The following is a 20,674-nucleotide window of genomic DNA, read 5'->3' as shown; positions in this document are numbered from 1 at the left end:
TCGGATGGGCTCTAGAGGCCGAGTTCGCTGAGGCCGGGATGATCGTCCGGGCGGCGGCCGAGCGGCCAATGGAACTTGCGCTCGCTCTCACCGATCGGCACGTCGTTGATCGAGGCATGGCGCTCGGACATGAGGCCCGCCTCGTCGAACTGCCAGTTCTCGTTGCCGTGCGAGCGGAACCATTGGCCGCTGTCGTCGCGCCATTCGTAGACGAAGCGCACCGCGATGCGCGCGCCCTGATAGGCCCAGACCTCCTTGATCAGCCGATAGTCCAGCTCGCGGCGCCATTTGCGGGTGAGGAAGGACACGATCTCCTTCCGCCCCGCGATGAACTCGGCCCGGTTCCGCCACCGGCTATCCCCGGTATAGGCCAGGGACACCCGCTCGGGATCGCGGCTGTTCCAGGCGTCCTCCGCCAGACGCGCCTTCTGGACGGCGGCTTCGAGGTCGAACGGCGGGAGGGGCGGACGAGACATGGACGAGCCTTCCTGTACCAATCGGTCATGATTTTACCGATTGGTACAGGACTCGGTGTCATTGCGCAAATCGAAGCAGGAGCGGGCGCGCAAACCGCGCCCGCCGCCGCTTCCGCTCAGGCGCTCTCCGTCGCCGGCTCGACATAGAGCCGCGCGCCGCCGGCCAGGAACTCGGCGGACTTGGCCTCCATTCCGGCCAGCGCCTCGGCTTCGCGCTTCAGGTCGCGGGAGATTTCCATCGAACAGAATTTCGGCCCGCACATGGAGCAGAAATGCGCTGTCTTGTGTGCTTCCTTGGGCAGGGTCTCGTCGTGGAAGGCGCGGGCCGTGTCGGGGTCGAGCGAGAGGTTGAACTGGTCCTCCCAGCGGAAGTCGAAGCGGGCGCGCGACAGCGCGTCGTCCCGTGAGCGCGCCGCCGGATGGCCCTTGGCGAGATCGGCGGCATGGGCGGCGATCTTGTAGGTGACGACGCCGGTCTTCACGTCGTCCCGGTCGGGCAGGCCGAGATGCTCCTTGGGCGTGACGTAGCAGAGCATGGCCGTGCCGAACCAGCCGATCTGCGCCGCGCCGATGGCGGAGGTGATGTGGTCGTAGCCCGGCGCGATGTCGGTCGCGAGCGGTCCCAGCGTGTAGAAGGGCGCCTCGCCGCAGGTCGCCAGCTGCTTGTCCATATTGGCTTTGATCTTGTGCATGGGCACGTGGCCCGGCCCCTCGACCATGACCTGGCAGCCCCGATCCCAGGCGATTTTCGTCAGTTCGCCCAGCGTGTCCAGCTCGGCGAACTGCGCGGCGTCGTTGGCGTCCGCCACCGAGCCCGGCCGCAGCCCGTCGCCCAGCGAGAAGGACACGTCGAACCGGCGCATGATCTCGCAGATCTCGTCGAAGCGCTCGAAGAGGAAGCTTTCGCGATGCTTCGACAGGCACCAGCGCGCCATGATCGAGCCGCCCCGGCTGACGATGCCGGTGACGCGCCGGGCGGCCAGCGGCACATGGGCGAGACGCACGCCGGCATGGATGGTGAAGTAGTCGATGCCCTGCTCGGCCTGCTCGATCAGCGTGTCCTTGAACACCTCCCAGTCGAGCTTCAGGGGATCGCCGCCGACCTTCTCCAGCGCCTGGTAGATCGGCACCGTGCCGATCGGCACCGGCGAATTGCGCAGGATCCAGGAGCGGATGTTGTGGATGTTGCGCCCGGTGGAGAGGTCCATCACCGTGTCGGCGCCCCAGCGGATCGCCCAGACCAGCTTTTCCACCTCCTCCGCCACGCCCGAGCTGACGGCGGAATTGCCGATATTGGCGTTGATCTTCACCAGGAAGTTGCGCCCGATCACCATCGGCTCGAGCTCGAGATGGTTGATGTTGGCGGGAAGGATGGCCCGCCCGCGCGCCACCTCGTCGCGCACGAACTCGGGCGTGACGAATTCGGGGATCGCCGCCCCGAAGCTTTCGCCGTCGCCCAGCCGCTCGGCCGCCTCCGCCAGCGCCGCCTCGCGCGCCAGATTCTCGCGATGGGCGACATAGATCATTTCCGGGGTGACGATTCCCGCCCGCGCCCATTCCAGCTGCGTGACGCGCTCGCCCTCCCGCCCGCGCCGCACGCCATGGGCGGCGGGGCAAGGCTCGACCAGCCGGTCGGCCCCGACATGGCCGTTGTCCTCCGGCCTCACGGCGCGGGGCTCCACCAGCGGATAGCCGCGCGCGGCGATCCAGGCGTCGCGAACCGGGGCAAGGCCGCGCGAAAGGTCGATGCCGGCGTCGGCGTCCGTGTAGGGGCCGGACGCGTCGTAGACGCGCAAAGGCAGCTCGGCCGGGTCGCTCAGCGCGATCTCGCGAAAGGGCACGCGGATTTCCGGCGCGCCGCGCGGCGCGGCATAGACCTTGCGCGAGCCGCGAATCGGCCCGGTGGTCACGGTGGCGGGAAGGGTGGGGGATGCGGACATCAGGATCTCCAACAAAAAGGAGATCCGGGATCTGTTGCGATGAGCGGCGGCGCGATGCCGCGCGGCGGCACCCTTTCCGTCCCTTCGCCGGCATGACCCGGATCAGGTTCAAAGGGTTCGGCTCGCGCCATCTCAGCCCCACATGGGACACCCCTCGGACACGCGAAGGGTGGCCAGACGGGCTCTGTCTGTCAAGACCGCGCGGACGGGCTCAGTCGATCTCGCGCGCTTCGGACGGGAGCATGATCGGGATGCCGTTGCGGATGGGATAGGCCAGGCGCGCGGCGCGCGAGACCAGCTCGTTGCGCTCGGAATCATAGCTCAGCCCCGTCTTGGTCAGCGGGCAGACCAGGAGTTCCAGGAGCTTGGGGTCGGGGCGACCCTTGCGTTCCGCGTCGTCCACCATGCCAGTCTCCTCGTTTCGCCGGGTCGCCTGCCGTCGCCTCCGGCAACGCCGCGTTCAGCCGGCTGGATACAGGCCGGGCCGGACCCTGCCAAGTCTCGGGCTCGAAGCGCCGCGCTCGGCCCGAGAGCCTGTTCGACCTTCCCGAGGCACCGGACCTGAGCGATGCGAAGGCCTATCCGCAACGGTCCAGGCCGACGGGCGACGGCGAAAAGGCCCCGTCGGACCGGCCCGGCCAAGAGCCCGAACGGGCTCCCGTTACGCCTATTGCAGGGTCTGCGAGCCGTTTCCGTCTTCGCTTCCCTCGCGCACCAGGGCGATCTCGGTGATGGCGACCAGCGTCTCGGCCCGCGTCTTGAGGTCGGGGGCTTCCAGAAGCGCCTGTTTCTCGGCCGCGCCATAGGGCGACATCATCGACAGGGCGTTGACCAGCGTCTCGTTGGAGGCCTTGGACACGCTTTCCCAATCGGCCTCCAGCTGGTTGGCCTGAAGATAGGAGCGGAAGGCCTTCAGAAGCGCGTCGCGGTCCACCTCCTCCTCGCCCTCGCCGGACTCCAGATCGCTGGCGAAGGGCTTGATGCGGCAGAGGCGGAAGGGCTCGGCGGTCTCGTGCTCCTCGATCACGCGGAAGCGCGCGATGCCCTGTAGGTTGAGGAGATAGCGCCCGTCGCCGGTCTCGGTCAGCGAGGTGATGCGCCCCAGGCACCCGACGGCGCAAAGCTCGGGCTCGCCGGACGCCTGCAGCGCGCCGTCGAGGCGCGGCTGGATCATGCCGATCACCCGCGCGCCCGTCATGGCATCGTCGATCAGCGCGAGATAGCGCGGCTCGAAGATGTTCAGCGGCATCTGCCCGCCCGGCAGAAGCAGCGCGCCGGTCAGGGGAAACACGGCCACCGTTTCCGGGAGGTCGGTCTCCGAACGGTAGGTGACGTTGCCTGCTTGCACCAATGCGATTCTCCGATCGAGCCTTGAGGCTGTTATGAACCAGGGACAGGTCTCGCGTCACCCAGGCGGGTCCATCAGTGACGCCCCAAGGCGGATCGGCGCGGACAGGCCAACGGGTCGCCCGGGCGACGTCGTCCGCAGCCTCGGAACCCGATCCGCCGATCCGGCGCAAGGCCTGTCGCTGGTTCATGACAGCTTCATGGAACTGGCGCGTCTCGCCCCGAACTCAAGAGCGGCGTGAGCACGCAGGCGAGCGGCCGGAGCGCGAAGGCAAAGTCGGAGGGGGCCCGCAATTCCTCTTCGTCTTCGCGCTGGGCCGTATTCTCACAAGGTCGAGCGCCGCCGGGGCACGGCGAAGGTTTTGCCGGCCCTCTCAACCTCGATGCCAGCCCATGCATCGAGCCGCCTTCGCACTCGGCGCTCTGCGGGCGACGGCAGTCCCGCTCGGCGCCTTTGGCCGCCTATCTCCGCACGATCCTGGCCAGCGCGTTGCCGATCTCGGCGAAGGCGGCGTTGCGCTCGTCGAAGGAAGCCTCGGTTTCCGTGAGATAAAGGCTCGCCACGATCGGCGCGCCCTCGGGGGGCCAGAGCACGGCGATGTCGTTCATCGTGCCGTGGTCGCCGCCGCCGGTCTTGTCGCCGATGTGCCAACTCTTGGGCAGACCGGCGCGAAGCTTGGCGCCGCCCGTCTGGTTGGCCACCATCCACTCGGCGAGTCGCCAGCGCGAGACGTCCTTGAGATGGTCCTCGAACAGGAGCGCGTGCAGCGTCTTCGTCATCGCGGCGGGGCTGGTCGTGTCGCGGGGGTCGCCGGGCGTCGCCTCGTTGAGGTCGGTCTCGCGCCGGTCGAGCCGGAAGGTCTCGTCGCCGAGCGAGCGGGCGAAGCGCGTGACGCCCTCCGGCCCGCCGAGCTGGTCGATCAGGACGTTGCCGGCCGTGTTGTCGCTTCGGGTGATCGCGGCCGCGCAGATCTCGGCCAGCGTCATGCCCTCGCCGCCGACCTGCTTCTCGGTCACGGGCGAATAGGTGACAAGGTCGGACTTCGCGATCACCACGCGGCGCGACAGGTCCGCCTCGCCCCGGTCCACCTGTGCCAGCAGGCCCCCCGCCGCGACGACCTTGAAGGTCGAGCACAGGGGAAAGCGCTCGTCCGCCCGCCGCGCCCAGCGCCGACCCGAGCCGGTGTCGTGAACGAAGGCGCCGAGCCGGGCCGAGAAGCGCTTTTCGATATCGGCCAGAAGCGCGTTCAACGCGTCCTCGGCCCTCGCCGGACCGGCGAAGGCCGGGAGGAAACCGGAGGCGAGACCGGCGCCGGCAAGGGCACCGAATCGGCGGCGGGTGAGAAGGGGCGACATGCTTTTCTCCGCTGATCGTCTGCCTCCCGTTTGGCCGGCGAAGAGGGCGGTTCGGAGGCCAAAGGGAGGCTGGGTTAGCGAGCCGGGCAAAGGGAAGAATGGAGACTCGGACATGGGCCGGCGATTTCGAGACGCCGTCACGCCGGAAGCGCGCAAGAGGGATGAAAGGACGCCACGCAGGGCGCTGCGCCCGTTTCTCTATGGGGCGTTGGCTCGTTGAATGTCGTCTGCTGGATGTCTTGCAGCAATGGCGCGCGTGTTCCCTGCCGCGGCAACGCGCTCAGCTTCTTCAGTGTCTGCGGGGCGCTTCAACGGTGGGCGGAGGGTTGGCGATCGGCCCAACTCGGCGGGCGCAGGAGGTCCGCCGCCCGCGCTCCGATTCTCTCAGCGCGCGCCGGCCAGCGCCGGCAGCAGACCTTCCCGAATGGCGCGTTCGCTCAGCGGCCCGGTCTGCTTCCAGAGAATGCGCCCGTCCGCGCCGACGAGAAAGGTCTCCGGCACGCCGTAGACGCCCCAGTCGATCGCCGCCGTGCCGCGCTCGTCGGTGCCGACGCGGGCATAGGGGTTGCCGAGGGCAGAAAGGAATCCGAGCGCCTGGTCCGGCTTGTCCTTGTAGTTCAGGCCCTCGATGCGCAGGCCGGAGGCCTGGACTGCGGGGTCGCGCGCCAGCGCCAGCAGCATCGGATGCTCCTCGCGGCAGGGCGCGCACCAGGAGGCGAAGACGTTGACGAGGCGCGGCACGCCGTCCCGCTCTCCGCCGAGGCCCGGCACGGGCTGGCCGTCCGGCGAGCGGAGGCCGGCCAGCGGCGGCAGGGCCGTGGCGGGCGCGGCCTGACCGATCAGCGCGGAGGGGATCTGCGCGGGGTCGTGGCCGGACAGAAGCTGCGTCAGGAACAGGCCCGCCAGACCGCCGAAGACGAGAAGCGGCAGCGCCACCAGAAGCGGCCGGCGGCGGCGCGGCGCGGAAGGGGCCGGGGTTGGCGCGGGCGACGCCTCGGGGCTCGTGGGGGTGGCCTCGCTCATCGCTTCGCGCCCCGCCCCTCGCCCTCGAAACCCTTCAGTCGGCGGGCCACCTGCCGCGCGTCGAGAAAGATCCAGAGCCCGAGCCCACCGAGGGCCAAGGCCGCCATGGCATAGGCGGCGGCGATGAAGCCGAAATAGCTGGCCTGCATGCTGGGGTCAGGCTCCCGTCTGGCCGAGGCGGCGGCGCTCGAGATTGCGCAGGCGGCGGCGGCGGATTTCCGTGCGCATGGCGGTGAGATGCAGCGCGAAGAAGAGGGTCGAGAAGCCGGCGGCGCAAACGAGCAGCGGATGGAGATAGGCCGCGTCCAGCGTCGAGCCGCCTAGGCGCAGGACGCTGGCGGGCTGGTGCAGCGTCGACCACCAGTCCACCGAGAACTTGATGACCGGGATCAGGAGGAAGCCGACCAGCACGAAGACCGCCGCCATGCGGCCGGCCCGCTGGGGCTCCTCGAAGGCGCGGGTCAGCGCGATCAGCCCGAGATAAAGCAGGAACAGGACGAAGACCGAGGTCAGCCGCGCGTCCCAGACCCACCACGTCCCCCACATCGGCCGGCCCCAGACCGAGCCGGTGAAGAGGCACAAAAACGTGAACACGGCGCCGATCGGCGCGGCGGCGCGGATCGAGACTTCGGCGATCGGATGGCGCCAGACGAGAAGACCGAGCGCCGAGGCCGACATGACCGTCCAGCCCATCATCGCGATCCAGGCGAAGGGCACGTGGATGAAGAGAATGCGCACCGTGGCGCCCTGCTGATAATCCTCCGGCGCCCGGAGGCCCATCGTCAGCCCGACGGCCAGGAGGCCCAGCGCCACGGCATAGAGCCAGGGCTGGACGCGGCCCGACAGGTCCAGGAACCGCGTCGGGTTGGCCAGAAGCGCGAAGCGCGAGGGGCGGGCGGCAAGATCGCTCATAGGGCCTTTCTAGAACGGTTCGCAGGCGGCGGCAAACCGCCCCGCTTGCCCCCGGATGTGCGCTTTCAGCGCGCCTGGACGCGCAGCGCCATGCCGATCGAGGCGGGCATGACGGGCTCGAAGCCGAACTGGGCGTAGAGATGCCGGGCGGCGCCGTCGGCGATCAGGCTGACATAGGCGCTGTCCGGGGCGTTTTCGTGGAGCCAGTCCATCAGCGCGGCGAAGATCGCCTTGCCGATCCCCCGCCCTTGGTGCGCAGGCTCCACCGCCATGTCCACGATCTGGAAGAAGGCGCCGCCATCGCCGACCACCCGGCCCATAGCGACGGCCCGGTCCTCGAAACGCACCACCACGGCGTGGAGCGTGTTCGGCAGCCCGCGCCGCGCGGCCTCCTCGCTCTTGGGGCTGAGGCCGGACACGGCGCGAAGGCGGCGATAGTCGTCGGCCTCCGGCGTCTCGCGATGGAAGGAATAGAGCGCGGGGTCGAAGCGAGGCATGGGTCTCTCGTCGGTCAGTCGGCGGATTGGCGAAGGGCGAGCGCGGCTGCGAGCGGGCCGAGCACGCCGTAGAAAAGCGTGAGGGCGCAAAGGATTAGGAAGGGCGCGCGAAACGGCGCGAGGTCACCGATCGCCCCGTTGGTGGCCGCGACGCCGAAGATCAGCACGGGAATGGCGAGCGGCAGGGTGAGCACGGAAACGAGCACGCCGCCGCGCGGCAGGCTGGCCGCCACCGCCGCGCCCACCGCCCCGATCAGCACCAGGGCGGGCGTGCCGACGAGAAGCGTTAGCGCCGTGGCGCCCAGCGCCAGCGGCGGCAGCGCCAGGAGCAGGCCGAGAAAAGGCGCGGCGAGCACCAGCGGCAGGCAGGACGCGACCCAGAGCGCGGCGGATTTGGCCAGCACCACCAGCGGCAGCGGCAGCGGGCCGGCGAGCAGCAGGTCGAGCGTGCCGTCCTCGCGATCGGCCTGGAACAGGCGGTCGAGCGAGAGAAGCGTGGAAAGCAGCGCGCCGATCCAGAGAAAGGCCGGGCCGATGCGCGACAGGAGCTGGAGATCCGGCCCGACGCCGAAGGGAATGACGGCCACCACCGCCAGAAAGAACACGACGCCCGGCGCGCCGCCGCCCGACCCGGAGAGAAGCAGCGCGAGGTCGCGCCGAAACAGCGCGCCCATCAGCCGATCGCCTCCCAGGTCTCGTCGCTCTCGATGGATGATTCGAGATCGGCCGCTGTCGAGGGCGCCGGAGGCTCAAGACGGAGCGTTCGCGCGTCGGGTCCGAGATCGATCGGCTGGTGCGTGGCGGCGAGAATCAACCCGCCCTCGGCGAGATGCAGCCGGCAAAGCCTGGCGAAATCGTCCTGGGCCTTGGCGTCCAGCGCCGTGGTCGGCTCGTCCAAAAGCCAGAGCGGGCGATGCGCGACGAGAAGCCGGGCGAGCGCGGCGCGGCGAGCCTGGCCGGCGGACAGATCGTGACAGCGGAAGGGCGCAGCGCCAGGGAGGCCCACTGCCTCCAGCGCCTCTTGCGGCGACAGCGCCCGGCCGCCGAGATAGCCCTGCCAGAAGCCGAGTTCGGCGCCCGCCGTGCGCCCGCCCTTGAGGGCGTTGCGATGACCGAGATAATGGGCGATTTCGGATGCGGATCGGGCGGGCTCGCCACTGGCTACAGCGAAGCCCTCGACGCGAACCGCTCCCGCCAGCGGCGGCAGGAGGCCGGCCAGCGTGCGCAGGAGGGTCGACTTGCCGGCGCCGTTCTCGCCGGTGACGAGCACGGCCTCGCCGGGGGCGAGCGCGAGGGTCAGGGGCGGCACCACGAGCCGGCCGGCCCGGCCACAGGCCAGCCCTTCGATCACGAGCCTGCCCGCCACGCCGGAACCACTCCTCAATCTTCCCGCGCTATGACAGGCGCCGAACATCCCGAAGCTTCGTTGTGGAGAGGCGGGAGACGAAAGGCAAGCGGCAGCACGGGATCGTCCGTCACCGGGCAAGGGGTCGTGATCGGCGAAAATGGAGCGAGGCGGGAGCGCCGGGTCGATTGCGACGCGGCGAATGCGCGAAGCCCCTTTATAGCGATTACAAACTTGCCTATAAGGCGCTCACCCACTCCAGCGACCGGCGTGGATCACATAGCGCCGATCTCACGTGCCCCGCCTCCCCGGCGAGGACTGAGGCGGACGGGCGGAAATGGTCGCACCCGCATTTTCCGAAGCACGCTTTGGCGTGCCGCGGTCGTTCGCCTTTCGGACATTTTTTGGTTCGAGAAGGAACGAGAACCCTATGTCCCACCCCGACAGCTTCAAAAGCCGCAAGACCCTCTCGGTCGACGGGAAGCCCTATGTCTATTTCGACCTGAAGGAAGCCGAGCGGAACGGCCTTTCGGGTGCCTCGCGCCTGCCCTACTCGATGAAGGTCATTCTCGAGAACCTCCTGCGCAACGAGGACGGCCGCACGGTTCTGGCCGACGACATCCGCGCCGTGGTGCAATGGCTGAACGACAAGGGTTCGGCCGGCCACGAGATCGCCTATCGCCCGGCCCGCGTCCTGATGCAGGACTTCACCGGCGTTCCGGCGGTGGTGGATCTGGCCGCCATGCGCGACGCGACCGCCCATCTCGGCGCCGACCCCAAGAAGATCAACCCGCTCGTGCCCGTCGATCTCGTGATCGACCACTCGGTCATGGTGGACTATTTCGGCAAGCCCGATTCGTTCGAGAAGAATGTCGGCGTCGAGTACGACCGCAACGGCGAGCGCTACACGTTCCTGCGCTGGGGTTCGGGCGCCTTCCAGAACTTCCGCGTCGTGCCTCCCGGCACCGGCATCTGCCACCAGGTCAATCTCGAATACCTCGCCCAGACCGTGTGGACGAAGGAAGAGAACGGCGAGACGATCGCCTATCCCGACACGCTGGTCGGCACCGACTCGCACACCACGATGGTCAACGGCCTCGCGGTTCTGGGCTGGGGCGTCGGCGGCATCGAGGCCGAGGCGGCCATGCTCGGCCAGCCGATCTCCATGCTGATCCCCGAGGTCATCGGCTTCCGCATCGACGGCAAGCTGCCCGAGGGCACCACGGCGACCGACCTCGTGCTCACCGTCACCGAGATGCTGCGCAAGAAGGGCGTCGTCGGCAAGTTCGTGGAGTTCTACGGACCGGGCCTTGCCAACCTCACGCTGGAAGACCAGGCGACCATCGCCAACATGGCGCCGGAATACGGCGCGACCTGCGGCTTCTTCCCGGTCGACAAGGACACGATCGCCTATCTCGAGGCGACGGGGCGCGACAAGCACCGCATCGCGCTGGTGGAAGCCTATGCCAAGGCTCAAGGGATGTTCTTCGACGCCTCGTCGGAAGAGCCGATCTTCACCGACACGCTCTCGCTCGACCTTTCCACCGTCGTTCCCTCGCTCGCCGGCCCCAAGCGCCCGCAGGACCGCGTCGCCCTCACCGAGGCCGCGCCGAAGTTCCGCACCGCGCTGACCGAGCTGCAGGGCGGCCGCAAGAAGAGCGAGCTTCCCGCTTCCACCGGTGATTCGCGCTTCATGGACGAGGGCGCCACGCAGCCCGGCCAGACGCCCGAGACCGTGCGCCACCCCGTCGAGGGCGCGGACCACGGCATCTCGGACGGCGACGTCGTGATCGCCGCCATCACCTCCTGCACCAACACGTCGAACCCGAACGTGCTGGTCGCCGCCGGCCTCGTCGCCCGCAAGGCGCACGCGCTCGGCCTCAAGGTGAAGCCCTGGGTGAAGACCTCGCTGGCCCCCGGCTCCCAGGTCGTCACCGAATATCTCGAAAAGGCCGGTCTCCAGACCGATCTCGACGCGATGGGCTTCAACCTCGTCGGCTACGGCTGCACGACCTGCATCGGCAATTCTGGCCCGCTGCCGGAGGCGATCTCCGAGGCGATCAACAAGAACGACCTCGTGGCCGTCTCGGTGCTGTCGGGCAACCGCAACTTCGAAGGCCGCGTGAACCCGGACGTGCGGGCGAACTATCTCGCCTCGCCCCCGCTCGTCGTCGCCTACGCCATCGCCGGCTCGATGTTCGTGGACATCACCAAGGAGCCGCTCGGCCAGGACAAGGACGGCCGCGATGTCTTCCTCAAGGACATCTGGCCGACCACGCAGGAGATCAGCGAGATCGTCCGCAAGACGGTGACGCGCGATCTCTTCGAGAGCCGCTATTCCGACGTCTTCCGGGGCGACGAGCACTGGCAGAAGATCGACGTCTCGGGCGGCCTGACCTACGAGTGGGACGACCGTTCGACCTACGTGCAGAACCCGCCCTACTTCGAGGGCATGTCGATGACGCCGGAAGCTGTTACCGACATCAAGAACGCGCGCATCCTCTCGCTCTTCCTCGACTCGATCACCACCGACCACATTTCCCCGGCCGGCTCGATCAAGAAGAACGGCCCGGCGGGCGAATATCTCGTCTCGCATCAGGTGCGCCCGATCGACTTCAACTCCTACGGCGCGCGCCGCGGCAACCATGAAGTCATGATGCGCGGCACCTTCGCCAACATCCGCATCAAGAACCAGATGGTTCCGGGCGTGGAAGGCGGCATCACCAAGCACTTCCCCTCGGGAGAGCAGCTGGCGATCTACGACGCGGCGATGAAGTACCAGCAGGACGAAGTGCCGCTGGTCGTCTTCGCCGGCAAGGAGTATGGCACCGGCTCGTCGCGCGACTGGGCGGCCAAGGGCACGGTTCTGCTCGGCGTTCGCGCCGTGATCGCGCAGAGCTTCGAGCGCATCCACCGCTCCAACCTCGTCGGCATGGGCGTCGTGCCCTTCGTCTTCCAGGAAGGCACGAGCTGGCAGACGCTCGGTCTCGTCGGCGACGAGACGGTGACGATCGAGGGCCTGACCGAGGTCAAGCCGCGCCAGACCATGAACGCCGTCATCACCCGCGCCAATGGCGAAGTGCTGACCGTTCCCCTGCTCTGCCGCATCGATACGCTGGACGAGCTGGAATACTTCAAGAACGGCGGCATCCTGCACTACGTGCTGCGCCAGCTCGCCGCCTGAGGTCACGTCCCATCCGCCCGGCCCCTTCGCGGGCCGGGCCACTTTTTGCGCCGCCGCTCCTGCACGCAGGGGCGGCGGCGTTTTCATGCGCGCGCCCTCGCGCAAGCTTCACCCTCAATTGAACGGGGGAAGGCTCGCGTTCCCTGGGGTTCCTCCCGCATGGTCCCATCTGTTTTCGGGCAGGCCCCGAAGCCGAGGAGACCCCGCCCCATGACCCCGCCGAGCCTTGCCGCCCTGGCCTTCGCCGCCGCCGCGCTTGTCAGCGCCCCCAGCGCGCGCGCGGACGAAAGCGGCGCCGAGGCGACGAGCCGGACGGTGCGCGGCATCGTGGAGCTCTTCACCAGCCAGGGCTGCGCCGAATGCCCCAAGGCCGACGCGGTTCTGGCGCGCCTTGCCGCGCGGCCGGACTACGTGGCGCTGGCCTATCACGTCGACTATTGGGACTATATCGGCTGGGAGGACCCGCTCGGCTCGCGCCGCAACGCCGAGCGGCAGAAGGGATACAGCAAGGCGATGCGGCTGGGCGGGCTTTCGACGCCCCAGGCCATCGTCAACGGACAGGCCGCGCTCGGCGGCGCGGACGAGGCGGCGATCGAGCGCGCCGTCGGCGCCGCGCCCTTGCCCGGCGCCGACGGCCAGCCCACCATCGAGATGCGCCTGTCCGGCGACACGCTGAGCCTTCGCGTCGCCGCCGGTCCGCAACCGGAAGGCGCCCGCCCCCCGGCGCTGATCCTTGCGACCTATGCCAAGACCACCAGCACGCAGGTCGCGCGCGGCGAGAACCAGGGCCGCCAGCTTCTCAACACCCATGCCGTGCGCGACTGGCGCGCGGTCGGGGTGATCGGCCCGGACGGGCGCCTGTCGGTGGACATGCCGCTTGGACTCCTGGCCGATCCCGACGCCGAGGCGGGCGGCTGCGTGGCGTTGATCCAGGCCATGGATAAGGACGACCGGCCGGGCCGCATCCTAGCGGCGGCGGCGCTGCGCTTCTGACGTTTCTTCGAGCGACTCTCCAATTGGAAAACATCCCTTTTCACAAGAAGATAGCGCCAGCTTCCTAGACCCGGGGCCTGAATCGCCCTCGGACGCGGCTGCGCACAAGCCACGCCCGGCGCGCCGCAAGCCTTGCCCCGGCATGGCGGTCCCGTTGCAACGCCCTTCGCCCGGTCCCATTTCCATGACAGGATGATGAAGCGCCGCGCCTCCCCCGCGCCGCGCCTCGGAGGGACAGCGATTGACCGAACCTGCAGCCGAACGCTCCGCCTCGCTGATCAATCTGGCGGAGGTGCGCAGCGCCAACAGCCTGCCGATCGTCAGCTTCGACCGCCACGAACTGGGAGAGATCCTTCGCATCTACGGGCGCATGGTGGCGGCCGGGGAATGGCGGGACTATGCGATCGACACGCTGCGCGATCGCGCCGTGTTCTCGATCTTCCGCCGCGCCTCGGAAATGCCGCTCTTCCGCATCGAGAAGGACCCCAAGCTCGCGCGGCGCCAGGGCGCCTACAGCGTGCATGCCGCCGGCGGCCTCGTCATGAAGCGCGGCCACGAGCTGTCGCAGGTGCTGCGCGTCTTCGATAAGGCGTTGAAGCTCACGGAAAGCTGAAGACACGTCTCGTCGGCGGGCCGGTTCGGCCAGGATGGTCGCGCGCCGGCCCGGCCGGGGAGCGGCGCGATGTCGCTGGCCATGCCGGCCAATGGTCCGGGAGCCCGAACCCGCAGTGAAATCGGGGTTTCGGCGGCGCGCCTGTCATCCCGGCCCACAAGGCCGGCTCTCCCGAGGGTGAGATTCAACGCTTCTTCACCATCCGGATTGAGGCTGTGGATACCGTTGGTCCCCTATGGCTTTCGGTATGGCAGCCTTCACCCTTCTCGCATCGCAGCATTCCCTCGGATTCGTCCTGACGGCCGCCGCCATCTGCGTGGTGGCGGGTTGGCTTCTGGCGGTGCTTCTGGATGCGGCCGAGGCGGGCGAAGGTGCGGTTCGCCGCCGCTGGCAATGGGCCGTGGCGACCGTGGCCGGGCTCGGCGTCTGGACCACGCATTTCATCGCCATGCTCGGCTACCGCGCCGATCTGCTGCTCAGCTACAACGGGTCGGAAACGGCCCTGTCGGCGCTCATTTCGGTTCTCGCCGTGGGCGTGCCGCTGGCGCTTTCGGTCTCCTTTTCGTCGCTCCGCGCGCGGGTTCTCCTCGGCGCGCTCGGGGGCTTGGGCATCGGCGCCATGCACTATGCCGGCATGTCCGCGATCGAAGGCTGCTCGCAGGCGATCGCGGGACCCGTGGTGGTGCTCGCCTACGGCATGGGCGGCCTGTGCCTTGCGACGGCTCGCGGCCTGCCCCGCGCGATGCGTCATCCCGCCCTGGTCTGCCTTCTCGTCACACTCGGGGTCTGCGGCGCGCATTTCATCTCGATCGCCGGCGTCTCGCTCATGCCTCATGGCGACCGGCTGGCGATCGCGGGCGAGAACGTCACGCTCAGCATCTTCACCGCCGCTGGCGCCGTGGTTCTTTTCGTCGGCGCCATCCTGGCCCTTCTGACGGCGCGGCGCTTCGAGGAACAGAAGCTCGCGCATGCGCAGATTCTCTCCACAGCGCTCCACAACATGTCGAACGGGCTGGTCTTCATCGACAACCAGAACCGGATCGGCCTGTTCAACACGCGCTTCCTCGAGCTGTTCGCCCTGGGCGAGCGTTCCCTCAGCAACGGCATGTCGGTCCTGTCCTTTCTCAGCGTGGTCGGGCGGGCCAACAACTGGTCGGCCGACAAGCAGACCGACGTGAACCAGCGCATTCTGGAGCGCATTCGCTCCGGCACGCTGCGGCGCACGGAATGCGCCATGTCCGGCGGGCGCATTCTGGAAATCGAAAGCCGCCCGGTGCAGGGCGGCGGCACGGTGCTGATCTTCGACGACGTGACGAGCACCCGAAAAGCGCAGCAGCAGATCTCGCATATGGTCTTCCACGACCCGCTGACGGGCCTCGCCAACCGGCGCGGCCTGCAGGCGCGTATGGAGGCGGGGCTGGAGCCCGCCGAGCGGTGGCATCTCCTGCTTCTCGATCTCGATCGCTTCAAGCCAGTGAACGACACCTATGGCCATGCGATGGGCGACCAACTCCTCGTGCAGGTCGCCGGGCGCCTTCGGGTGATCCTGGCCGAGGCCGACTTCGTCGCCCGCATCGGCGGCGACGAGCTGGCCATCCTCCTGGCGGGAGACGCCGCGACGGCGCGCGAAACGGCGGAAGGCGTCGTCTCCACGCTGTCCGTGCCCTTCATGGTGGGCGACACGATGCTGTCCATCGGCTGCTCGATCGGCATCTGCGGTGCGCACGAGGCGGCCGACGCCGACCTTCTCATGCAGCAGACCGACATCGCGCTCTACGAGGCCAAGCGCCAGGGCCGTGGCTGCGCGGTCGCCTATCTCTCCGGCATGATGGAGGCGGTTGCTGAGCGCAACCAGCTGGAGCGCGACATGCGCCAGGCGCTGGCGCAGGGCGCCTTCCATCTCGCCTACCAGCCGCTCCTTTCGCTTTCGAGCGATGCGGTGATCGGTTACGAGGCGTTGATCCGCTGGAACCATCCGACCCTCGGCCCCATCTCGCCCGCGCGCTTCATTCCGCTCGCCGAGGAGATCGGCCTCATCGTCGGGATCGGCGAATGGGTGCTGCGGGAAGCCTGCCGCGAGGCCGCGACCTGGGACAGCGCGCTGCACATCTCGGTCAACGTCTCGCCCGTGCAGCTGCGCTCGCCGCAGCTCATGGCGCATGTGACGCGGGCGCTGGCGGCCAGCGGCCTGACGGCGGCGCGGCTGGAGGTGGAGCTGACCGAGACCGCCATGGTCGAGGACGGTCCGGCCATCGCCCATATGCTCGCCTCGCTGCGGGAGATGGGCATTCGCGTGGCGATGGACGATTTCGGAACGGGCTTCTCCTCGCTCGCCCATCTCCGCGACTTCCCGCTCGACCGGATCAAGATCGACCGGTCCTTCGTGGCGAGCGCCGACACCGACGCGAACTCGCTGGCGGTGCTCACCGCCATCGTCCAGCTCGGCAGGGCGCTGTCCATCCCGACGCTGGCGGAAGGCATCGAGACGGAAACGCAGCTGGCGCTCCTGCGCCGCATCGGCTGCGACGCCGGCCAGGGGTATCTGCTCGGCCGCCCCGAGCCGCGCCTGCGAGAGAGCCAACCGCTCGTCGCCGACGCGGCCTGACGCCCGGCCTCCCCCGCCCGCAGCGAGCGAATCCGGCGCGCGGGGTTCAAGCCGCGCGAGGCGCGGCCGGGGCGATCAAAACCTCTCGGATTACGACAGGGTGCCGGGATAGACGCTTTCGTCCGGCAGCGTGCTCTTGCCGCCGTTCAGTGGGTACTGCATCAGCACCGTGTCGATCCAGCGGCCGAACTTGAAGCCGGAGCCCTCGAACAGGCCGATCCGCGCGAAGCCGAGCTTCTCGTGCAGACGGATCGAGCCATGATTGTCGGCCCCGCCGATCACCGCGATCATCTGGCGGAAGCCCTTCGCCTGGCAAAGCTCCAAGAGCCGGCCGAGCAGCGCCGTGCCGATGCCCTGCCCCTGCGCCTCGGGCGCGAGATAGATCGAATCCTCCACCGACCAACGATAGGCCGGCCGAGCCCGGAACGGGCCGGCATAGGCATAGGCGACGACCTCGCCAGCCGCGTCGCAGGCGACGAGATAGGGATAGTCCTGCCGCGTCAGGCCGAGAAAGCGCGCCGTCATCTCCGTCTCGTCGGGGGGAACCAGCTCGTAGGTCGCCGTGCCGTGCAAGACGGCGTGCTCGTAGATCCGGCAGATCGCGGGAATATCGGCCAGGCTGGCTTCGCGAAGGGTGAACGCGCTCATGGAGGGGATGCCTTACTCATTCGAAACGGCGCGACCATAGGCGCGGCGGCCCGCCGGCTCAATGCGTCGAATGACGGAGGCTGGGGCGTCGAACGCGCACGAAAAAGGGCGGCCCGAGAGCCGCCCTTTCACCGTATCGATCCTGTCGACTTAGCCGCTCAGTTGCGGCTGGAGCCGAGGAACTGAAGCAGGAACATGAACATGTTGATGAAGTTCAGGTAGAGCGACAGCGCGCCCATGATGGCCTTGCGGCCCGCGACCAGCGTGTCGTCGCCTTCGAAGTACATGTCCTTGATGCGCTGCGTGTCCCAGGCCGTGAGGCCGGCAAAGACGAGCACGCCCACGGCCGAGATGGCGAAGCCCAGCGCCGAGGAGGCGAGGAAGACGTTCACCAGCATGGCGATGATGAGGCCGAAGAGGCCCATCACCAGGAACGAGCCCATGCCCGACAGGTCCCGCTTCGTCGTGTAGCCGAAGAGCGATAGCGCGCCGAAGGCGGCGGCCGTGACGAAGAAGACCTGCACGATCGATTCCTGCGTGTAGACGAGGAAGATCGTGGAGAGCGACAGGCCGACCAGCGCGGCATAGGACCAGAAGGTCGCCTGCGCGGCCCCCGTGCTCATGCGGTGGATGCGGAAGGACAGGAACATCACCAGCGCGAGGGGCGCGAACATCAGCACCCAGCGCAGCGGCGTGGTGAAGACGGTGGCGCCGAGCTGCGTCAGCATCACGCCGTTGACCGCGCCGACCGCCAGCGAAGGATCGCTCGTGGTCGCGGCGGAGAAGAGGCCGTAGGCGGCGATGCCGGTCAAGGCGAGGCCGATGGCCATGAGATTGTAGACCCGGAGCATGTAGCTCCGGAGGCCCTGGTCGATGGCGACGTCGGCGCGGCCCCGCGACAGGGGGACGCTGCGAACGCCGCTGTTCCACTTGTCAGCCATGGACAGTCTCCTTTTTCGGTGTCCCGTGTTGTCCGGGGTCCCGTGGGGGTCGGCCTCGAAAAGCCTGGCTCCGCTGGCGGGACGCCCAGCAAGCCCTTGGCCCCAAATATGCGAAGCATCGGCCTCGCTCACAAGAGACGCAACGCTCAGGGCGGCGGATTCGGCGCCCCAGTGCCATTAAATTTCCGTCATTCGGCTGGTTTCGGCTCCAAACCGGCGCATTCTACAACTCCCGCAGGACGGGCGCCGCCTTTTGGCCGAGCACCCGCCATGTGCCGGCGAGGCCGAAGCCGACGGTCAGAACCAGCGCCACGACGAGAACGGTGAGCGCGATGCCGCCGTCGAAGCTGAAGGGCAGCTGCATCACGCGGGCAAGCACGTACCAGGCCGCGAGCGCCCCGGCGCCGATGGCAAACAGGGCCGTGGCCGCGCCCAGCGTCAGATATTCCGTGACATAGGCGCGGATCAGGACCGAGCGCGTCGCGCCCAACGTCTTCAGAACCACGGCGTCGTGGACGCGCGTCCGGTTGCCCGCCGCGAGCGCGCCCGACAGAACGAGAACCGAGGCCACCAGCGCCACCGCAGCTGCCGCGCGGATGGCGAGCGCCAGCTGTGCGACAAGGGCGTTCACCGCGTCCAGCGCGTCCTTCACCCGCACCGTCGTCACCGCCGGGAAGCTGTTGGAAATGCCGCGCAGAACGGCGCGCTCGCCCTCGCTGGAAGCCTGCGGCATGTCCAGCGTCGCCAGCCACGCATGGGGCGCGCCGGCGAACGTGTTGGGCGAGAAGACCATGACGAAGTTGATCGACAGCGATTCCCATTCCACCGCACGGAAATTGGCGATGCGCGCCGTAATCTCTCGGCCGAGCACGTTGACGGTCACCGTCTCGCCGAGCTTCAGGCCGAGCTCCCCTCCCTCCTTGGCGGAAAAGGAAACCTGTGGCTCGCCGGTATAGTCGGCGGGCCACCAGACCCCTTGCGTCAGCGTCGTGTTCTCGGGCGGGGCGGCGGAATAGGTGACGCCCCGGTCGCCGCGCAGGACCCAGGCGCCTTCGGGCGGCACCTGAAGCTGCGCCACGTCCGTGCCGTTCAGCTTCACGATGCGCCCGCGCAGCATGGGCACGGCGTCGAGCGTCGAACCCGGCGCGAGTTCTTGAATGCGCTGGCGGAACGGATCGACCTCGGCGGACTGGATGTCCACGAAGAAGAAGTTCGGCGCCCGCGCGGCCAGCCCCGTGCCGATCTCGCGGCGCAGCGCCGTGTCGATCGTCGCCAGCGTGACGAGCAGCGTCAGCCCGAGGCCGAGCGACAGGACCACGGAATGGGTGAGCGCGCCGGGCCGGTGGATATTGCCGATGGCAAGCCGCAGCGGCGTGGAGCGCACGCGCGGCAGGCGCGCGGCGATCGCGCGGATGGCGACCGAGACGAGGCGCAGAATCACGAAGGCGACGGCCGTGGCGACGAGGAAGACGCCGGCAATGCGCTTGTCGCTCGCCATCAGGAAGGCGAGACCGGCAAGGCCCAGCGCCAGGACGCCCGCCGCCAGCGCATAGATGAGGCGTGTGCGCAGCGCGCCCGGCCCCTCGTTGGATCGGAACAGGGCGGTGGCCGCCACGTCGCGCGTGCGGCCGAGCGGCAGGATGGCGAAGGCGAAGGCGGTGAGGAAGCCGAAGGCGGTGGCGAGCAGCAGCGCGCCGGGATAGACCGAGGGCTGCGTCGAGACCGGGATATAGGCTTCCAGAAAGCCCGCCGCCGCGAAGGGCGCGAGCGCGCCCAAGACGAGGCCCGCCGCGATGCCGACCGCCGCCAGAAGCCCGATCTGGATGAGATAGATCCAGACCACGAAGCCGCCGCCGGCGCCCAGACTCTTGAACGTGGCGATGACCTGCCGCTTGCCGTCGAGATAGGCCGAGACGGCATTGGCGATGCCGACGCCCCCGACGATCAGCGCGGTGAGGCCGACCAGCGTCAGGAACTGCGAGAAGCGGTCGATGCTGCGCTGAAGCGAGGGAGCGGCTTCGCGCGCGTCGCGGATGCTCCATCCCGCCTGCGGAAAGGCGGCGTTGGCCTGCGCTTCCACATCGGCCGGGTCGGTGTTCGGGTCAGCGAAGCGCAGCTTGTAGTCGTATTCCACCAGCGAGCCCGGCTGGATCAGGCCGCTCGCCTTCAGCGCCTCGTTGGCGACCAGAAGGCGCGGGGCGAAGATGAAGCCGTCCGACAGGACGTCGGGCTCGCGCAGGAGCCGCCCGCGCAGTTCGACCTCGAGACCGCCGATCAGCACCGTCGCGCCGGGCTCGATGCCGAGCCGATCGAAGAATTCCGGTGCGGCGAGCGCGCCATAGCGCCCGTTCCGCTCGGCCAGAAGATCGGCGAGGGGGGCAGCGGACGCGCTTTCCACCGCGCCATAGAGCGGGTAGCGCGCGTCCACTGCCTTGATCTCGGACAGGGTCTGGTTCGTGCCGTCCGGCAGCCGCGCCATGGAGCGCAGATTGGCGCTCTGCGCCACGGTGCCGAAGCGGGCGAGGAACGCCTGCTCCGCCTCACCGGCCTCACGCCCGTTGAGGCCGAAGCGCATGTCGCCGCCGAGAATCGTGCGACCCTCGCGCTCGATGCCCGTGGTCATCATCTCGGACACGGAATTGACCGCCGCGATGGAGGCGACACCGAGCGTCAGGCACAGAAGAAAAATGACGAAGCCGCGCACGCCACCGCGCATCTCGCGCAGGGCAAAGCGCCAGGCGAGCTTCAGCGAGCCGGCCGGGCGGCTCTCCCCGGACGCGGCAAGACCCGCCGG

Annotated in this window: 18 protein-coding genes and 1 riboswitch; of the genes, 4 read left to right on the top strand and 14 right to left on the bottom strand. The window is 68.7% G+C overall.

What is annotated here, in order from left to right; all coding sequences use genetic code 11:
- Positions 1-11: 11 nt before the first annotated feature.
- The 11 genes from M673_RS03080 to ccmA form a co-directional block, all read right to left on the bottom strand.
- The gene (locus tag M673_RS03080) at positions 12-476 is read right to left on the bottom strand and encodes a nuclear transport factor 2 family protein (protein ID WP_061973497.1); all 465 of its coding nucleotides are present in this window, start codon (positions 474-476) and stop codon (positions 12-14) included.
- Positions 477-592: 116 nt separating this feature from the next.
- On the bottom strand, positions 593-2,416 hold the full coding sequence (gene thiC / locus M673_RS03075) for a phosphomethylpyrimidine synthase ThiC (protein WP_061977625.1): 1,824 nt from the start codon (positions 2,414-2,416) through the stop codon (positions 593-595).
- A gap of 62 nt (positions 2,417-2,478) precedes the next feature.
- Positions 2,479-2,581: riboswitch (TPP riboswitch) on the bottom strand.
- Between the two features lie 46 nt (positions 2,582-2,627).
- Positions 2,628-2,822, bottom strand: coding sequence for a Trm112 family protein (locus tag M673_RS03070; protein ID WP_082639140.1), 195 nt, complete (start codon positions 2,820-2,822; stop codon positions 2,628-2,630).
- Positions 2,823-3,083: 261 nt separating this feature from the next.
- Positions 3,084-3,764, bottom strand: coding sequence for an LON peptidase substrate-binding domain-containing protein (locus M673_RS03065; protein WP_061977621.1), 681 nt, complete (start codon positions 3,762-3,764; stop codon positions 3,084-3,086).
- A gap of 461 nt (positions 3,765-4,225) precedes the next feature.
- Positions 4,226-5,119 carry a class A beta-lactamase gene (bla, locus tag M673_RS03060; protein ID WP_061973494.1) on the bottom strand — a complete coding sequence of 298 codons (894 nt, stop codon included), beginning with the start codon at positions 5,117-5,119 and terminating at the stop codon, positions 4,226-4,228.
- Positions 5,120-5,503: 384 nt separating this feature from the next.
- The gene (locus M673_RS03055) at positions 5,504-6,142 is read right to left on the bottom strand and encodes a DsbE family thiol:disulfide interchange protein (protein WP_061973492.1); all 639 of its coding nucleotides are present in this window, start codon (positions 6,140-6,142) and stop codon (positions 5,504-5,506) included.
- On the bottom strand, positions 6,139-6,291 hold the full coding sequence (gene ccmD / locus M673_RS23465) for a heme exporter protein CcmD (RefSeq protein WP_082639139.1): 153 nt from the start codon (positions 6,289-6,291) through the stop codon (positions 6,139-6,141). Before ccmD ends, M673_RS03055 begins: the two co-directional genes overlap by 4 nt.
- Before the next feature lie 7 nt (positions 6,292-6,298).
- A complete protein-coding gene (locus M673_RS03050) occupies positions 6,299-7,054 on the bottom strand; it encodes a heme ABC transporter permease (protein WP_061973490.1) in 756 nt (251 codons plus the stop codon).
- 65 nt (positions 7,055-7,119) lie between these two features.
- A complete protein-coding gene (locus tag M673_RS03045) occupies positions 7,120-7,551 on the bottom strand; it encodes a GNAT family N-acetyltransferase (RefSeq protein WP_061973488.1) in 432 nt (143 codons plus the stop codon).
- A 14-nt stretch (positions 7,552-7,565) separates the two neighbouring features.
- Complete coding sequence (gene ccmB, locus M673_RS03040) at positions 7,566-8,225, bottom strand: heme exporter protein CcmB (RefSeq protein WP_061973486.1); 660 nt, start codon at positions 8,223-8,225, stop codon at positions 7,566-7,568.
- Entirely contained in the window at positions 8,225-8,965 is a 741-nt protein-coding gene (gene ccmA, locus M673_RS03035) for a heme ABC exporter ATP-binding protein CcmA (RefSeq protein WP_061973484.1), read from the bottom strand. The genes ccmB and ccmA overlap by 1 nt, the downstream gene beginning before the upstream one ends.
- 361 nt (positions 8,966-9,326) lie before the next feature.
- Between ccmA and acnA the strand changes: the two genes are divergently transcribed.
- The 4 genes from acnA (at position 9,327) to M673_RS03015 (ending at position 16,291) form a co-directional block, all read left to right on the top strand.
- Positions 9,327-12,080 (top strand): aconitate hydratase AcnA, encoded by a 2,754-nt coding sequence (acnA, locus tag M673_RS03030; protein WP_061973482.1) that lies wholly within the window; start codon positions 9,327-9,329, stop codon positions 12,078-12,080.
- A gap of 210 nt (positions 12,081-12,290) precedes the next feature.
- The gene (locus M673_RS03025) at positions 12,291-13,073 is read left to right on the top strand and encodes a DUF1223 domain-containing protein (protein WP_061973480.1); all 783 of its coding nucleotides are present in this window, start codon (positions 12,291-12,293) and stop codon (positions 13,071-13,073) included.
- 274 nt (positions 13,074-13,347) lie between these two features.
- On the top strand, positions 13,348-13,686 hold the full coding sequence (locus tag M673_RS03020) for a DUF2794 domain-containing protein (RefSeq protein ID WP_374700955.1): 339 nt from the start codon (positions 13,348-13,350) through the stop codon (positions 13,684-13,686).
- A gap of 247 nt (positions 13,687-13,933) precedes the next feature.
- The gene (locus M673_RS03015) at positions 13,934-16,291 is read left to right on the top strand and encodes a bifunctional diguanylate cyclase/phosphodiesterase (protein ID WP_061977619.1); all 2,358 of its coding nucleotides are present in this window, start codon (positions 13,934-13,936) and stop codon (positions 16,289-16,291) included.
- Positions 16,292-16,381: 90 nt separating this feature from the next.
- Here M673_RS03015 and M673_RS03010 read toward each other — a convergent pair whose 3' ends face one another.
- The 3 genes from M673_RS03010 to M673_RS03000 form a co-directional block, all read right to left on the bottom strand.
- Positions 16,382-16,939 (bottom strand): GNAT family N-acetyltransferase, encoded by a 558-nt coding sequence (locus M673_RS03010; protein WP_061973477.1) that lies wholly within the window; start codon positions 16,937-16,939, stop codon positions 16,382-16,384.
- Between the two features lie 158 nt (positions 16,940-17,097).
- The gene (locus tag M673_RS03005; RefSeq protein WP_061973475.1) at positions 17,098-17,880 is read right to left on the bottom strand and encodes a Bax inhibitor-1/YccA family protein; all 783 of its coding nucleotides are present in this window, start codon (positions 17,878-17,880) and stop codon (positions 17,098-17,100) included.
- A gap of 223 nt (positions 17,881-18,103) precedes the next feature.
- The gene (locus M673_RS03000; RefSeq protein WP_187301320.1) at positions 18,104-20,596 is read right to left on the bottom strand and encodes an ABC transporter permease; all 2,493 of its coding nucleotides are present in this window, start codon (positions 20,594-20,596) and stop codon (positions 18,104-18,106) included.
- Between the last annotated feature and the right edge of the window lie 78 nt (positions 20,597-20,674).

Origin of the sequence: Aureimonas sp. AU20, from assembly GCF_001442755.1 — a bacterium.
Taxonomy (GTDB): Bacteria; Pseudomonadota; Alphaproteobacteria; order Rhizobiales; family Rhizobiaceae; genus Aureimonas.
The sequence above is the reverse complement of the archived record's forward strand: the minus strand, read 5'-3'. Positions and strand labels throughout refer to the sequence as shown.

Bases quoted from the DNA above. Each gene is read 5' to 3' on its own strand.
- M673_RS03080 (WP_061973497.1), bottom strand. From the start codon at position 476: ATGTCTCGTCCGCCCCTCCCGCCGTTCGACCTCGAAGCCGCCGTCCAG.
- thiC (WP_061977625.1), bottom strand. From the start codon at position 2,416: ATGTCCGCATCCCCCACCCTTCCCGCCACCGTGACCACCGGGCCGATT.
- M673_RS03070 (WP_082639140.1), bottom strand. From the start codon at position 2,822: ATGGTGGACGACGCGGAACGCAAGGGTCGCCCCGACCCCAAGCTCCTG.
- bla (WP_061973494.1), bottom strand. From the start codon at position 5,119: ATGTCGCCCCTTCTCACCCGCCGCCGATTCGGTGCCCTTGCCGGCGCC.
- M673_RS03055 (WP_061973492.1), bottom strand. From the start codon at position 6,142: ATGAGCGAGGCCACCCCCACGAGCCCCGAGGCGTCGCCCGCGCCAACC.
- ccmD (WP_082639139.1), bottom strand. From the start codon at position 6,291: ATGCAGGCCAGCTATTTCGGCTTCATCGCCGCCGCCTATGCCATGGCG.
- M673_RS03050 (WP_061973490.1), bottom strand. From the start codon at position 7,054: ATGAGCGATCTTGCCGCCCGCCCCTCGCGCTTCGCGCTTCTGGCCAAC.
- M673_RS03045 (WP_061973488.1), bottom strand. From the start codon at position 7,551: ATGCCTCGCTTCGACCCCGCGCTCTATTCCTTCCATCGCGAGACGCCG.
- ccmB (WP_061973486.1), bottom strand. From the start codon at position 8,225: ATGGGCGCGCTGTTTCGGCGCGACCTCGCGCTGCTTCTCTCCGGGTCG.
- ccmA (WP_061973484.1), bottom strand. From the start codon at position 8,965: ATGTTCGGCGCCTGTCATAGCGCGGGAAGATTGAGGAGTGGTTCCGGC.
- acnA (WP_061973482.1), top strand. From the start codon at position 9,327: ATGTCCCACCCCGACAGCTTCAAAAGCCGCAAGACCCTCTCGGTCGAC.
- M673_RS03025 (WP_061973480.1), top strand. From the start codon at position 12,291: ATGACCCCGCCGAGCCTTGCCGCCCTGGCCTTCGCCGCCGCCGCGCTT.
- M673_RS03015 (WP_061977619.1), top strand. From the start codon at position 13,934: ATGGCAGCCTTCACCCTTCTCGCATCGCAGCATTCCCTCGGATTCGTC.
- M673_RS03010 (WP_061973477.1), bottom strand. From the start codon at position 16,939: ATGAGCGCGTTCACCCTTCGCGAAGCCAGCCTGGCCGATATTCCCGCG.
- M673_RS03005 (WP_061973475.1), bottom strand. From the start codon at position 17,880: ATGGCTGACAAGTGGAACAGCGGCGTTCGCAGCGTCCCCCTGTCGCGG.
- M673_RS03000 (WP_187301320.1), bottom strand. From the start codon at position 20,596: ATGCGCGGTGGCGTGCGCGGCTTCGTCATTTTTCTTCTGTGCCTGACG.